The organism is Rhodococcus sp. FW305-130, assembly GCF_058788335.1.
Genome location: NZ_JBYTAP010000009.1, coordinates 207860 through 221109, shown reverse-complemented (window position 1 = coordinate 221109; position 13250 = coordinate 207860). Strand labels below are relative to the sequence as shown.

Annotated in this window: 16 protein-coding genes; 6 read left to right on the top strand and 10 right to left on the bottom strand. The window is 63.2% G+C overall.

Annotated elements, in window-relative coordinates:
• Positions 1-25: 25 nt before the first annotated feature.
• On the top strand, positions 26-688 hold the full coding sequence (locus AC3WQS_RS26425) for a DedA family protein (RefSeq protein WP_019749448.1): 663 nt from the start codon (positions 26-28) through the stop codon (positions 686-688).
• A gap of 11 nt (positions 689-699) precedes the next feature.
• Here the strand turns inward: AC3WQS_RS26425 and AC3WQS_RS26420 are convergent, their stop codons facing one another.
• Together AC3WQS_RS26420 and AC3WQS_RS26415 are read right to left on the bottom strand one after the other, a co-directional pair.
• The gene (locus tag AC3WQS_RS26420) at positions 700-1827 is read right to left on the bottom strand and encodes a GTP-binding protein (protein WP_029254750.1); all 1128 of its coding nucleotides are present in this window, start codon (positions 1825-1827) and stop codon (positions 700-702) included.
• Positions 1828-1871: 44 nt separating this feature from the next.
• Entirely contained in the window at positions 1872-3224 is a 1353-nt protein-coding gene (locus AC3WQS_RS26415; protein WP_007726771.1) for an LLM class flavin-dependent oxidoreductase, read from the bottom strand.
• 91 nt (positions 3225-3315) lie between these two features.
• On the opposite strand from AC3WQS_RS26415, the gene AC3WQS_RS26410 reads away from it, so the two are divergent.
• Positions 3316-4314: a GNAT family N-acetyltransferase gene (locus tag AC3WQS_RS26410; RefSeq protein ID WP_492712892.1), complete on the top strand. Its 999-nt coding sequence runs from the start codon at positions 3316-3318 to the stop codon at positions 4312-4314.
• Here the strand turns inward: AC3WQS_RS26410 and AC3WQS_RS26405 are convergent.
• From AC3WQS_RS26405 to AC3WQS_RS26385, 5 genes are all read right to left on the bottom strand, one after another.
• Entirely contained in the window at positions 4277-4984 is a 708-nt protein-coding gene (locus AC3WQS_RS26405; RefSeq protein WP_020968806.1) for an alpha/beta fold hydrolase, read from the bottom strand. The genes AC3WQS_RS26410 and AC3WQS_RS26405 overlap by 38 nt on opposite strands.
• A gap of 11 nt (positions 4985-4995) precedes the next feature.
• Positions 4996-6117 (bottom strand): glycoside hydrolase family 76 protein, encoded by a 1122-nt coding sequence (locus AC3WQS_RS26400; RefSeq protein WP_019749443.1) that lies wholly within the window; start codon positions 6115-6117, stop codon positions 4996-4998.
• Between the two features lie 57 nt (positions 6118-6174).
• Positions 6175-6867 carry a TrmH family RNA methyltransferase gene (locus AC3WQS_RS26395; RefSeq protein ID WP_019749442.1) on the bottom strand — a complete coding sequence of 231 codons (693 nt, stop codon included), beginning with the start codon at positions 6865-6867 and terminating at the stop codon, positions 6175-6177.
• Positions 6867-7466 carry a DUF6636 domain-containing protein gene (locus AC3WQS_RS26390; RefSeq protein WP_020968805.1) on the bottom strand — a complete coding sequence of 200 codons (600 nt, stop codon included), beginning with the start codon at positions 7464-7466 and terminating at the stop codon, positions 6867-6869. The genes AC3WQS_RS26395 and AC3WQS_RS26390 overlap by 1 nt, the downstream gene beginning before the upstream one ends.
• Positions 7467-7533: 67 nt before the next feature.
• Complete coding sequence (locus AC3WQS_RS26385) at positions 7534-8316, bottom strand: SDR family oxidoreductase (RefSeq protein ID WP_492712893.1); 783 nt, start codon at positions 8314-8316, stop codon at positions 7534-7536.
• Between the two features lie 34 nt (positions 8317-8350).
• Between AC3WQS_RS26385 and AC3WQS_RS26380 the strand changes: the two genes are divergently transcribed.
• Positions 8351-8794, top strand: coding sequence for a hypothetical protein (locus AC3WQS_RS26380; RefSeq protein ID WP_492712894.1), 444 nt, complete (start codon positions 8351-8353; stop codon positions 8792-8794).
• A gap of 4 nt (positions 8795-8798) precedes the next feature.
• Here AC3WQS_RS26380 and AC3WQS_RS26375 read toward each other — a convergent pair whose 3' ends face one another.
• Entirely contained in the window at positions 8799-9512 is a 714-nt protein-coding gene (locus AC3WQS_RS26375; protein ID WP_021343244.1) for a lysoplasmalogenase, read from the bottom strand.
• Between the two features lie 49 nt (positions 9513-9561).
• Complete coding sequence (locus AC3WQS_RS26370) at positions 9562-10242, bottom strand: lysophospholipid acyltransferase family protein (protein ID WP_492712895.1); 681 nt, start codon at positions 10240-10242, stop codon at positions 9562-9564.
• Between the two features lie 63 nt (positions 10243-10305).
• Here AC3WQS_RS26370 and AC3WQS_RS26365 point away from each other — a divergent pair, with 63 nt between their 5' ends.
• From AC3WQS_RS26365 to AC3WQS_RS26355, 3 genes are read left to right on the top strand one after another with little or no spacing between them, the layout of a single operon-like run.
• Positions 10306-10869, top strand: a complete 564-nt coding sequence (locus tag AC3WQS_RS26365) for a TetR/AcrR family transcriptional regulator (protein WP_097387719.1) — start codon at positions 10306-10308, stop codon at positions 10867-10869.
• Between the two features lie 33 nt (positions 10870-10902).
• On the top strand, positions 10903-11346 hold the full coding sequence (locus AC3WQS_RS26360; RefSeq protein ID WP_019749435.1) for a MarR family winged helix-turn-helix transcriptional regulator: 444 nt from the start codon (positions 10903-10905) through the stop codon (positions 11344-11346).
• Between the two features lie 23 nt (positions 11347-11369).
• Positions 11370-12626 (top strand): MFS transporter, encoded by a 1257-nt coding sequence (locus AC3WQS_RS26355; RefSeq protein WP_020906634.1) that lies wholly within the window; start codon positions 11370-11372, stop codon positions 12624-12626.
• Positions 12627-12677: 51 nt separating this feature from the next.
• Here the strand turns inward: AC3WQS_RS26355 and pyrE are convergent, their stop codons facing one another.
• A complete protein-coding gene (gene pyrE, locus AC3WQS_RS26350; RefSeq protein WP_019749433.1) occupies positions 12678-13211 on the bottom strand; it encodes an orotate phosphoribosyltransferase in 534 nt (177 codons plus the stop codon).
• Between the last annotated feature and the right edge of the window lie 39 nt (positions 13212-13250).

Genomic DNA, 13250 nt, shown 5'->3' with positions numbered 1-13250 from the left:
AGAACGAGGCGAAGAACTGACCACGATGACGCTCGCATCCGGCAGTTTCTCCCCACTCGAGACTGCCGGGCCCCTGTTGGTCTGGATTATCGTCGTCACGTTCGTCTTCATCGAGTGCGCGATCATCCTCGGGTTGTTTCTCCCTGGTGACTCGCTGCTGATCACAGCCGGAATCGTGCTTGCCGGTCACGAATCCGGTGCAGGCCACGTGTGGGCGCTGTCGGTGGGCGCGATGATCGCTGCCATTGCCGGCAACCAGGTCGGGTACGTCATCGGCCACCGGACGGGCAACCACATCAAAGCCCGTAAGGGCGGCAAGTACTTCACCGAGAAGAATCTGCACCGCGTCAACATCCTGTTGGAGAGACACGGGTTCTGGGCCGTCCTGATCGCCCGCTGGGTTCCGTGGGTTCGCACCCTGTGCCCGATGGTCGCAGGCGCAGCCAAGATGAACCACACGCGCTACACCATCGCGAGCACCATCGGCGCGATCATCTGGGCACCGGTACTCCTGCTGCTCGGTTTCTACGGTGGCTCGTTCCTCGATCGCGTTCCGTGGTTGCTGCCCGCCGTGCTGATCGTGATGATGGTCAGCTTGGTCATCGGCACCGCTTTGGGAATCTGGCAGTACCGCAAGGAAATGGCCCGACCGGCCGAAGACGTCGAGGTAGAAGAAGTCCTCGACTAGAAGCTGTCTGCTCAGTGCAGGTGGCTCTGGTCCCACGCCGGAAGCGGGTCGTCGTAGCGAATCCAGACCCGCGGTCCTTCGCGTAGTTCGTCATCGGTCAGCAGAGCCGGATCGAGGATTCGCGACGGCGTCGCCGGGTCGAGTTTCACTCCGATGAACACGATCTCCTGCCCTGGCACCTCCGCTGCCGACGCCCACAGTTGCGCCGGTTCGATGACGAGGTTGGGGCCTGCCTGCGACCAGATAGCGGCGAACTCGGGCCTACTGGCGATCCAGCAGAAGCCTTTGCTTCGCAAGAGTCCCGCGAACTGACCGAGCGCAGCCTCGAGTCGCGCCGGATGAAAGGGTCGCGAGGCTCGATACGTGACGCTGCGTATTCCGTACTCCTCGGTTTCCGGGGTGTGCCCGCCGGCCAGCTCCTCGTCCCAACCGGGTACTTGCGCAGCCAGTTCCGGGTTGTAGAGACCGGTTTCGAGGACGCGATCGAGGGTGACTTTTCCGTGGTCGGTCCGAATCAGCTGAGCAGTGGGGTTGAGCCTTCGAAGCGTCGCCTCGACGGTTCCCGCCGCCCGCGGACTCACCAAGTCGGTTTTGTTCAGCAAGATGACGTCGGCGAACTCCACCTGATCAACCAGGAGATCGGAGATGCTGCGTCCGTCCCCCTCCCCGGCTTCGAGGTTGCGCTCGTCCAGTCGCTCGCCTTTTGCCAGCTCGCCGAGGAAGGTCGACGCGTCCACCACGGTCACCATCGTGTCGAGCTTCGCGAGCGAGCCGAGGCTGAAGCCGTCCTCGAATTCCCAGTCGAAGGTGGCCGCCACCGGCATCGGTTCGGAGATGCCGGTGGATTCGATCACCAACTGATCGAATCGCCCCTCTCGGGCCAGCGCGCCGACGGCGTCGATCAGATCCTCACGCAGCGTGCAGCAGATGCATCCGTTGGTCAGCTCGACCAACTTCTCCTCCGTGCGATCGAGGTGGCCCTGGCCCGCGACGAGGGCCGCGTCGATGTTGATCTCGCTCATGTCGTTGACGATGACGGCGACCCGACGGCCGTCTCGATTGGCGAGGATGTGGTTGAGGAGTGTGGTCTTGCCTGCGCCCAGAAATCCGGACAGCACGGTTACCGGTAGCTGCTTCATTCCTTAATGGTAACCATTGTCATTATCGACAACGGGAGGCGGGCCTACTGCACTGCAGACGCACTACCCGAGAACTGGCTCTCGGGCCTCGGCAACCCGAAATGATCACGAAGCGTCGTACCCGTGTATTCGGTCCGGAACAGACCGCGATCCTGCAGGATCGGGACCACACGCTCGGTGAAGATTTCGAGTCCACCCGGGTAGTACGGCGGCATGACATTGAATCCGTCAGCAGCACCGCTGGTGAACCATTCCTCGATCGTGTCGGCCACCTGCTCGGCGGTTCCGGCAAACACCCGGTGTCCGCGCGCACCCGCCAAACGATGAAGCAGGCCCCGAACCGTCGGACGCTCACGCTCGACTATGCCGGCGATCACCTGCAATCTGCTTTGCTTGTTGTCGGTGACATCACCTGCCGCCGCGAACAATTCGACAGGAACCGGTGCATCCAGTTCCAGATTCCGAACATCGGTCCCGGTGAGTGCACCGAGTTGCGCGAGCCCGTACTCCGGCGAAGTCAACTCGTTGAATTCTCGCTCCAGCGCCTTGGCCTGCTCCTCGGTGTCACCGATGAACGGGCTGATTCCGGGCAGGATCTTGACATGATCGGGGTTCCGCCCGAACTGAGCAGCCCTCGACTTGATGTCGGTGTAGAACGCCTGCGCATCGGAAAGCCTCTGGTGCGCTGTGAAAATCGCCTCCGCATACTGACCGGCAAACGCGCGACCGTCGTTGGACGCCCCGGCCTGCACCAGCACCGGGTATCCCTGCGGCGTTCGCGGTGCGTTGAACGGTCCCCGCACCCGAAGATGCCGGCCGACGTAGTTGATCTCGTGAATCTTGTTTCTGTCCGCGTAGATTCCGTTCTCCCGGTCCAGACTGATCGCGTCGTCCTCCCAGCTGTCCCACAACCGCACGACCGCGTCGACGAATTCCCTTGCACGCGAATACCGGTCGCCGTGGTCAGGATGCTTGGCCAGCCCGAAGTTGGCGGCAGCCAGATCCGTACCCGTGGTGACGATGTTCCACCCAGCGCGTCCGTTCGAGATGTGGTCGAGCGAGGCGAACAGCCGAGCCAGGTTGTACGGCTCGTAGTACGTGGTCGACGCCGTCGCGATCAATCCGATCCGCTCGGTTGCCACTGCAATGGCCGTCAACAAGGTGATCGGCTCCAACGTTCCTGCGGGACCGTGCTCGACGTCGCTGCGCAACGCGGGACCGTCGGCGAAGAAGATTCCGTCGAACTTCGCCGCCTCAGCGGTGCGAGCGATCTCCTGGAAATACGTGACGTCGAACAGTCGTTCCGGGGTTGTCCACGGATGACGCCATGCCGCTTCGTGATGGCCGGCGGGGTGGATGAACGCGTTGAGGCTCAGTTGGCGCGGAGAATCAGACATGCCTGAATGCTGGCAACTGCCGCCGCAGTCCGACAGGGTTAGGGTTCGCGTGATTCCAACTCGGGGTTGGCAGCTCGGTATCGTCACATGGGTGAGCCGCGTAGTCGTAGCCGAGTTCGTACCGTCCGGATCGACAGCATCGGTTCTTCACCAGTGGTGTGAGGTCTTCGCCGAAGGCCAGCGTCACCTGTCCGGAACTGCGCCGACAGCGACGGCCCTGATGGAAATGATCGAGGCCGAGGACGGTTCAGTCGATGTGTGGCGTTGGATCGCACGCGACGGCGGAACGGACGAAGTCCTCGGCATCGCCCAGGCGCGACGCAACTCGGCGGAACCTGATCTCGCAGAGTTTCGGATGTACGTGACACCCCACGCGCAGCGACGAGGGGTAGGACGAGCGCTTGCCGAACTCGCCGAAGTCGACATCGCCGGGTTCGGCGTGCGAAGAATCAGAGTGACGGCGCTCGTCGGAAGCTCAGCCGAGCATTTCCTGGGATCGTTCGACGGCCACCGTGTGTTGCTTCGGTTGGCCAACCAGGTTCAGCACCTCAGCCCTCCCACCGCACACAGTGCCCGCCCCGGCTATCGAATCGTCAGTTGGCGCAACCGAACCCCGGACGAGCTGGTCCACTCCTTCTCGGAGGCATTGAACCGACTCCTCGACGCGCCGGGCGCCGAACTGCAGATGCCCGAACGTAATTGGGGAGCCGACGAGGTCAGATCGTGGGAACAGAAGATGACGGGTGGCTCTCAAGTACTCCTGGTGTGCTGCGCGGTCGACGACAGCGTCGGCGAAGTAGCCGCAGCGACAGTGGTGACGGTGGACAAACATGACAGCACCCACGCATCACAGCACGACACCGTGGTACTTCCCCAGCACCGCGGACACAGTCTCGCTCGGTGGGTCAAGGAGCAACAAGCGTCTGTGTTGGCAGCTGAATTTCCCTCGCTGCAAAAGATTTACACAACGGTGAACGCGGAAAACCACCCGATGCTGACCGTCAATCGGAGCCTGGGATACCAGACCGTTGCGGAGCGGATCCTGGTGGAGATCAGGAGAGTCGAGAGTGCGTTGCACAAGCCTCGGTGACGATCTTCCTCCACAGGAGCGGGTGAGACTGCCAGAAGTTGTGCGCGACACCGTCGACGACCTCGAAACTACCGTTAGGCACGAGCTCGGCCAGTTGCTGCAACGGCCACGACGGGCGAATATCGTCGGCCGCCGCGAGAAATGTCATGGGCACGGGTGAGTCGGCCAACTGCCGAAACAGCTGTGGTTCATGGATCCATTCGATGAACGATTCTTGAAGCGATTGCCAGACAACAGGTTCCCAAGGTATCTGCGGGTCCGGCTCGATTCCCGCTTCGTACTGCTTCGACCAGGTCCGGTCCTTGTGGAGGCCGTGCCCCGCGATGCCGACGACGCCGGACACCGATTCCGGACAGTCGAGTGCGTACCGCACCGCCAAGTCGGATCCCCACGAGTGCCCCAACACGACCCAGCTGTCGATCTCGAACGTGCGTCGGACGAGTTCGAGGTCCGCAACCGCCTGCGCCATCGTATGAGCGCCGCCACCGGACCGGCCGACTCCGCGTGGCTCAGGGCACCACGCGCGCATTCCTTCCGGAACCAGCTCGTCGTGAGCAAGATAGTGAACGCATCCCGGGCCGCCGGAGAGAACCAGAACGTCCGCGCCTGCCCCACCGACATCGATGTGAAGACGTACGCCGTCCGTGTCGACCACGTGCCGGGATTCCATGAGGGAAAAGCCTAACGCTTACGCGGGTATCCAGCCGCCGAGACGACAAAGGCCGCCTCCATGAGCATCCACCCACCCACCTGCACCGAGAGGTCTCGCTCGGGCACGCTCGACGAGCGCACCGTTCCGGCGGCGAAGGTGGCGATGTCGCCGGACAGACTCGGCAACTGAGCATCCTTGGTCCAGTCGTGCCCGAACAGCGGCAGACCTTCGATCTGCAGTCTGTTGTTCCAGGCCGCTTCCGCGGAGGACAGAACGATCTGCGCTGCGAGTTCGCGCGCTCGCAGGTCCTCGTGAGTCTCCCAGGACAGGTTCACCACCACGAACGCCAGGTAGCGAGCCAGGATTGCGTTGAACAGCCCGCCGTCGCCTCCGCCACCGCCCGTGATGACTCCGTACTCGGTCATTCCGTCGTACACCGCGTCGACGAGTTTGTGGACTCGCTCGCGGTGACGCGGCTCGCCCAATCGCGTCGACAACTCGGTTTCCAACCCCAGCGTGACGCCCTGACAGTACGAATAGATCGCGCGCTCGAGGGTGCCATCGCGGCGGATGCCGTCGAAGATCAGTCCGGAGTCCGGATCCCGCAGCGTCTCGTCGATCCAGTCGGCCGTTGCCTGCGCGCGCCAGAGTTTTCCGGTGCGCGCCAGCATGATTCCGGCGGGTCCGTTTGCCGGGGTGTTGTAGAAATCGGAACCTTTGCACCACGGAATACCGCCGCCGTCGGCCGGGGACCACGAATCGAAGAGTTGCGATTCGAGCGCCTGGACCGCGGTCCGGTGATCGACCGAGAACATACGTTGAGCACGTTCGAGCGAGAGGCCCAGCCACGCCATGTCGTCGTAATAGTTGTTGGTCCACGCCGAGACGTTGCGGACCCGCACACTGCGGGCAACCTTCGCCACCCGGCGACGACGCTTGGGCGTCGGGTCACGTTCGAGCGCGTCGATTGCAGTGTCAAGCAGGTGTGCTTGCCACCAGTAGTGCCACGGCTTGAACATCCGCTCGCGCCGAACAGCAGGCCAGGCAACCACGCCGAGTGCTGTCCGGGGCAGTCCCCACAGGCGCCGAAGGTGACGACTGACTATCGCGCCCTCAGCCGCATCGGCTCGCTCTGCCCACACTTCCTGCATAACTACCTATCCTGTCTGGTCGAGGCGCTACGCGCTAGCCGGAATTCGCGAGCGAGATCAGCGGGAATCGGCGAGATCGGCATGCTCACGTACCCACGCGTGCATCGCAATCCCGGCCGCGACACCGGCGTTGATGCTGCGAGTCGACCCGAATTGCGCGATCGAGACCGTCATGGACGCAACCTCTTTCGCATGATCGGTCACTCCGGGCCCTTCTTGACCGAACAGCAGGATGCACTCTCGCGGCAGGCTTGCCGTTTCCAGCGGCACCGACCCCGGGGTGTTGTCGACGGCAACGATCGTGAGTGAATTCTCACGGGCGTACTCGACGAGCTCGCTGATGTCGGCGTGGTGAACGATGTGTTGGTATCGATCGGTCACCATGGCGCCCCGCCGATTCCAGCGCCGACGCCCCACGATGTGGACCGCGGCCGCAGCAAACGCGTTTGCCGTGCGAACCACCGTGCCGATATTGGCGTCGTGCGCGAAGTTCTCGATGGCGACATGCATCGTGTGACGGCGCGAGTCGATGTCCTCGACTATCGCTTCCCGCGTCCAGTACCGGTACTCGTCCAAGACGTTTCGACGATCACCCTCGGCCAGAAGTACGGGGTCGTAGCGCTCGTCTGTCGGCGGTTCCGTGTCGTGCTCCTCGGCCCACGGCCCGACGCCGTTGGGGTTCTCGCCCCACTCGGTGGGTCCCGGTTCACCGGCCCCACCGGAGACGTCGTCGGCTGCGACTTCGGTCATCAGTACACCTCGTTGGAATCTGCAGCCACCGTGAAGCCGTGCGTGGTCTGATCGTTGACACACGAGACGTCTGTCGCGGTGGTCGTACAGGTGAAACCCAGTTTGCTCAGCGGTTGACCGGCCGCCAACACCGGATCGGCGTCGGGACCGCCCGAGGTGTACACCTCTCCGCCCGAACACATGAAAGCACCCTCGCCCTCGTCGGTGACGCGAATACCGTTGCCCCAGTTGACCATGCAGCTCTCCGGCCGCGGCGGAACCGGAGTGGTCGTTCCCTCGCACCCGGCTTCGATTCTGGTGGGCAACTTGATGATGCCGCACTGGAAGTTCCCGTCGGGAGTGGTGAAGTAGTACGACTCGTTGCGCTCGAACTGCACGTCCGTGAGCGTCGTCGTCGGTGGCAGCGTCGTGGTCGGTGGTTCGGTGGTCGTGGGGACGACGGGCGCGACGGTGGTGGTTGTCGTCGGCACTGCGGTAGTGGTGGTCGAACTTGGCTGCGCCGCTACGGTCGGCGCTGAATCCGCCTCCCCGCCGCACCCTGCGAGCACGAGCGCCGACCCGACGCCCAACAAGACGAACCCCACCCGAACACGAACCACCCGACTACCTCCACACACGTCATCTTGGCCCAGCAACAGCCGACAGTGCACTCTATCGTGTGGTCGACTAAGTGCTGGTGACGCGCTTGTTCATCAGCCGTGAGAGCCACGCGGGCGAGAACCGCGACGCACTGAGAAAGAGCTTCGCCTGCGTTCCGACCGGGTAGTGAACCTTGTGTACGCGTCCGGCGCCGCGTGTGGCCGCCCACAGCTCCTTCGCGACGTCGGTGGCAGTCAGCTTGATACCCAACGATCTGGTGGCTCCGGTGTCCATTCCGGTGACCATCGCGGTCTGGACGAACAACGGCCAGAGCGCGAGAACACGGATGTCGTGCTGTGCCCATTCCAGATCGAGCGCCTCGGTCAGGCCGCGGATCGCGAACTTGGTTGCACCGTACGTCGCCAGTTCGGGCTGGCCGTAGATCGCCGAAGCGGAGCACAGATTGACCACCTGAGCGCCGACGGTATCGCGGAGGTACGGGAAAGCCGTGTGCGCGCCGTTGAGGGTGCCGGTGATGTTGATGTCGACCATTCGGCGATGCGCCGCAAGAGAAATATCCTCGAACCGTCCCGAGGAGAGCACGCCCGCATTGTTGATCAGGATGTCCAGACGCCCGGACTCCCCGGCAAAATCGGCCAGACACTGCGCCCATCCGGCAGGATCGGTGACATCCAGGACACCCGTCACGACGCTCCCACCGAAACCGTCGATCGCGGCCTTCAAGGAGGCAAGGCCGGCGTCGTCGATGTCGAACGCGCCGACGCGGTATCCGTTGCGCGCGAACAACAGCGACGTCTCCCGCCCGATTCCAGCCGCAGCACCGGTGATGAAGACGTTCGGTTCGCTCATCCGGTCAGGCTATCCTGGATTTGGAGGAAATCTGATGAATCACCGTCGCGTCGCACACACCGTATGTTTCATCGCGGTGGGATATCTGATCGTGCTCGCGGTGTGGCTCGGATGGCTGGTCGAGCACACCCCACCTGGCACTCTGCCCTATCAGATCGGCGGGCTACTCGCCGCTTTCGGCTCGGTACTCGGATTCGGAATGGCCTGGGCCAATCGACCGACCCGCGCCGAGCGCAAGCTCGAAAAGCACGGCCTCGAAGGGTGGGCACGAATCGACAAGGTCACACCCCTGCGCCGAACCGTCGACGGCGAGTTGGCCAAGCTCGCACTCCTCCTCACGGTTCCAGGTTCCGATTCGTACTCGGGCCGGATCGAGTACGAGATCCGACCCGAGTTCAAAGACAAGATCACTCCCGGATCCACGGTCACCGTCATGGTGGACCCGAAGAACCGAGACCGAATCATGCTGTGCCCGTGAAAAACTAGACGCTCTTCTTGCGTCCCAGCGCCAACATGCCCTCCACCAGCATCAGTTGCGCTCCCGCGTACGACGCCAGGATCACACCCTCGGCAGCGGCGCGGCCGGCGGTCCCACGGATGAACAGTCGACGCACCACGATCAGCCCGTCGGACGCGGTGAAGAGCACTCCGCCCAATCCGAGCCAGGAGCGTCGATCCTTGTTCGGGACGACAACGTCGAGCACGGCCTTGGACTGCGGTGCCAGAGCGGGGTCCGCCGACAACGTCGAGGTGGTTCCCAACATCAATCCGTATCCGGTGAGCGGCGTCGACACGCTCGGTGCCTTGGCACGGAGCAGACCGGACGCCGTCGACCAACCGCTGATGCGGGGTTTGAGGGCAGCACGGGTCGGCCGTGCCCCGCGGCGCAGGAGAAGAGCCGAGTAACTGGCCTGCATCACCGCGAACGACGACGCGCCCTTGATCAGACGAGCATCGTTGTCCGGGTCGATCATGAACACGTCACCGACGGTCGCAGCGGCGAGGCCGGCGAGAAGCAGTGCGGTATCGGCTGTTTCCGTCTCCGAGCGCTTGCGCAGCACTCGGGCGGCCAGGGCGGGTGCGATCAACGGCTTCGCGATCTGCTGAACCCGCTCGTTACCGACCACTGCCCCGACCACCGTCGCTGCCGTCGCCGCCGCAAAAACTGCGTGCTCGATGCCCCACTTGCCCGCCATCACAATCCTCCTGTTGGTTACACGTCCAACAGCGACCGTACTGGGTCACTCAGGCAGCGTCGCCGGATTTGACGTCCGCGCCGTAGACATCGACGTATTCCTGCCCCGACTGGTCACAGAGCACCGCCATCAATTCGTCCGTCGCCGCGCGCACGACGGCCTGGTAGCCACGAAGTTCGCGGTACCGAGAGAAGTCGATCGGCTCCCCTACCGTGATCCGGACCTTGCTGAAGCGCCACATCCGCGTACCCGGCGGGTTGACTGCGTCGCCGCCGTGCACGACGACGGGAATGACCGGCGCCCCGGTTTCCAAGGCGACACGAATCGCTCCGGTCTTTCCCTTGTACAGGCATCCGTCGGGCGATCGCGTTCCCTCGGGATAGATCCCCCAGACGCCGCCTGTGTCGAGAATTCCGATGGCCGTGTCCAATGCCGCACGGGAGGCATCGGCGCCGCTACGGTCGATCGGCACCTGACCCGCCCCACCGAAGAACCAGCGCTGCATCGCGCCCTTCACACCGGTCCCGGTGAAATATTCACTCTTCGCGACGAAGGTGATGCGTCGGCGCACCATGAGGACCAGGAAGAACGAGTCGACGACTGCCCGATGGTTTCCGGCGAGAATCACCGGCCCTTTCTTGGGGATGTGGTGCTGCCCCTCGATCGTCGGCCGCCCGAACAGCCAGAGGACCGGGCCGATCAGAACGTATTTGAACAGCCAATAGAGCACAGGGCATCACCTTTTCCGTCTAGTAGACAGTGTCTACGCCCAGAATAATAGACACTGTCTTCCATGACTGTCAGCAGCCTTCGCGAAACACTCGTCGCCACCGGCGTCGAGATTCTCGATGCCGACGGCGCCACAGAACTGACGCTACGGGAGATCGCGCGGCGCGCGGGCGTGTCGCACGGCGCCCCGCGGAGATACTTTCCGACCCACAACAGCCTGCTTGCCGCAATTGCCTCACACGGCCTGCGCGATCTCACCGAAAGACTCCAACCGACACTTGTCGGCAAACAACCCGCTCGTAGCCGATTGATCTCGGCAGCAATCGAATACGTGTCATTCGCCCAGGAGCGGCCGGCGATGTTCGAGTTGATGTTTCGCCACGACCTCCTCGAAGCCGCCGGCAGCAACCTCCGAGAGTCTTCACTCCCGCTCTTCGCCGCCCTGCAAGCCTTGACCGAAGAGGCCGACGCGTCCGATCCCACCACTTCTGCAGTGACCATCTGGTCCGGAACCCACGGCATCGCAGTGCTGGCGGCAAATCGAAGCCTCGCGCTCGTTGCACCCGGCCTCGACATCGCGGCACTGGTCACCACGAGTGTGACGGACCACCTTCTACGGACTCGTTGATTTACATAGTTACCCTATGCAATAATATTTTTCGTGACAGATGAAGAGCAGCAACTGCACGAACTACTCGTCAACCTCGTGAGCAACACGCACCGCTTCGCGAAGCTGGCAGGTTCTTTCGCGTCCGATCAGTACCCACGCGCCTGGCTGCGCGCGCTCTCACTCCTCGAGGAATACGGCGAAATGCGGATCAGCGATTTCGCTCGACTCGACAGAAGCTCGCAGCCCTCTGCCACTGCCCTACTGCGCAAACTCGGCGAGAACGGTTACGTCGAACGCCGCGCCGACCCGGAGGACGCCCGCGCAGTGCGCGTCGCCATGACCGAGAAGGGTCGAAAGATCCTGAACGACGGCCGAAACGAGATCGCCGACGCTCTAGTCCCCCACTTCGTCGAACTCGGGCCCGAGCAGATCAAGAAACTGGCCGACGGATTGGCCGAATTGCGGTCCATCATCAAGACTTCCGACCCCAGCTGAAATACCCACCACTGAAAAAGGAGGTGGCCGTGAGCAACACGACCGCGACATCAACGCACCAGAACGAGGCTCCGCCGAGCCTCCTGAAACAACCGAAAGCGGTGTGGGCGGTAGCCTTTGCCAGCGTCATCGCCTTCATGGGCATCGGATTGGTCGATCCGATCCTCAAGCCGATCGGCGAACAACTCGACGCCACACCGTCGCAGGTTTCGCTCCTGTTCACCAGCTACATGCTCGTCACCGGCGTGGCCATGCTCATCACCGGTGTGGTGTCCAGCCGCATCGGCGCCAAGAAAACGCTTCTTGTAGGCCTTGCCATCATCATCGTGTTCGCCTCTCTGGCAGGCGCTTCCAGCACCATCGGCCAGATCGTCGGATTCCGTGCCGGCTGGGGACTGGGCAATGCACTCTTCATCGCAACGGCACTGGCGGCCATCGTCGGCGCGGCCAGCGGCGGCGTCGCACGGGCGATCATCCTGTACGAGGCTGCACTGGGCATCGGTATCGCGGTTGGACCGCTGGTCGGCGGCGTTCTCGGTGACATCAGCTGGCGCGCACCGTTCTTCGGCGTCGCAGCCCTGATGGCGGTTGCTTTCATTCTCATCGTCGTGATGCTTCCGAGCGCACCCAAGCCCGAACACCACACATCCATCGCTGCACCGTTCCAGGCGCTGCGGCACCGCGGGCTACTCACCGTTGCCATCACCGCGCTGCTCTACAACTACGGATTCTTCACGCTGCTCGCGTACACACCGTTCCCCCTCGACATGGGGGCGTACCCGATCGGATTCATCTTCTTCGGCTGGGGCCTGATGCTGGCGATCTCGTCGGTTTTCCTCGCTCCTCGCCTGCAACGACGCTTCGGCACACTACCGATGATGATGCTGGCGCTGACACTGTTCGCACTCGACCTCGGCATGATGGCGCTCTTCACCGAGAACAAGATCGTCTTGATCGTGGGTGTCGTCCTCGCCGGGTTGTTCCTCGGTGTGAACAACACACTCATCACCGAAACCGTCATGATCTCGGCTCCCGTGGAACGGTCGACCGCCTCGGCTGCTTACAGCTTCGTTCGATTCGTCGGCGGCGCCGCAGCTCCGTGGGTAGCCGGCAAGCTCGGCGAGTCCAACGTCCACATGCCGTTCTGGGTCGGCGCGGTGCTCACCCTCGCCGCCGTGTTCGTCCTGTCGAGCGGACGCAAGGTCCTCGCACACGTCGACGACCACGATCCCGCGCCGCACAGCGTCGACGAAGCACTCGCCGTCACCGTAGGCGACTGACCCCTGTGAGTGGTTGAGGAGTGCAGGGACCCCTTAACCACTCACGGGGCGTCAGCTCAGGTTCAGATCTTCCAGGCCCAGCAGCGATCGGTACTCGACGCCCTCGGCACCGATAATCGCGTCCGCACCCGTCGCGCGATCGACGACGGTAGCGACTCCGACCACTGTGGCCCCGGCCTCGCGCAGAGCCTTCACTGCTGTCAACGGAGAATTGCCCGTCGTGGTCGTGTCCTCGACAACCAGGACACGCTTGCCCACGATGTCCGGGCCCTCGATCTGACGCTGCATCCCATGAGCCTTCGCAGCCTTGCGAACGACAAACGCGTCGATCGGGCGTCCGGGAGCGTGCATCACCGCCATCGCAACCGGATCGGCGCCCATCGTCAAACCTCCGACGGCGTCGAAATCCCAGTCCGCGACCAGTTCACGCAGCAGCGAGCCGATCAGTGGCGCCGCCTTGTGGTGAAGTGTCGCGCGGCGAAGGTCGACGTAGTAGTCGGCTTCCTTGCCCGAAGACAGCGTCACCTTTCCGTGTACAACAGCCAATTCGCGCACCAGCGCAGCCAAATCCTCACGATCGCTCATGAGTGCTCAGCCTACCGACCACCGCCTTGTGTTCGGCTT

Bases quoted from the DNA above. Each gene is read 5' to 3' on its own strand.
- AC3WQS_RS26395 (WP_019749442.1), bottom strand. From the start codon at position 6,867: ATGACCGAAGTCGCAGCCGACGACGTCTCCGGTGGGGCCGGTGAACCG.
- AC3WQS_RS26385 (WP_492712893.1), bottom strand. From the start codon at position 8,316: ATGAGCGAACCGAACGTCTTCATCACCGGTGCTGCGGCTGGAATCGGG.
- AC3WQS_RS26415 (WP_007726771.1), bottom strand. From the start codon at position 3,224: ATGTCTGATTCTCCGCGCCAACTGAGCCTCAACGCGTTCATCCACCCC.
- AC3WQS_RS26405 (WP_020968806.1), bottom strand. From the start codon at position 4,984: ATGGAATCCCGGCACGTGGTCGACACGGACGGCGTACGTCTTCACATC.
- AC3WQS_RS26365 (WP_097387719.1), top strand. From the start codon at position 10,306: ATGACTGTCAGCAGCCTTCGCGAAACACTCGTCGCCACCGGCGTCGAG.
- AC3WQS_RS26420 (WP_029254750.1), bottom strand. From the start codon at position 1,827: ATGAAGCAGCTACCGGTAACCGTGCTGTCCGGATTTCTGGGCGCAGGC.
- pyrE (WP_019749433.1), bottom strand. From the start codon at position 13,211: ATGAGCGATCGTGAGGATTTGGCTGCGCTGGTGCGCGAATTGGCTGTT.
- AC3WQS_RS26400 (WP_019749443.1), bottom strand. From the start codon at position 6,117: ATGCAGGAAGTGTGGGCAGAGCGAGCCGATGCGGCTGAGGGCGCGATA.
- AC3WQS_RS26380 (WP_492712894.1), top strand. From the start codon at position 8,351: ATGAATCACCGTCGCGTCGCACACACCGTATGTTTCATCGCGGTGGGA.
- AC3WQS_RS26425 (WP_019749448.1), top strand. From the start codon at position 26: ATGACGCTCGCATCCGGCAGTTTCTCCCCACTCGAGACTGCCGGGCCC.
- AC3WQS_RS26375 (WP_021343244.1), bottom strand. From the start codon at position 9,512: ATGGCGGGCAAGTGGGGCATCGAGCACGCAGTTTTTGCGGCGGCGACG.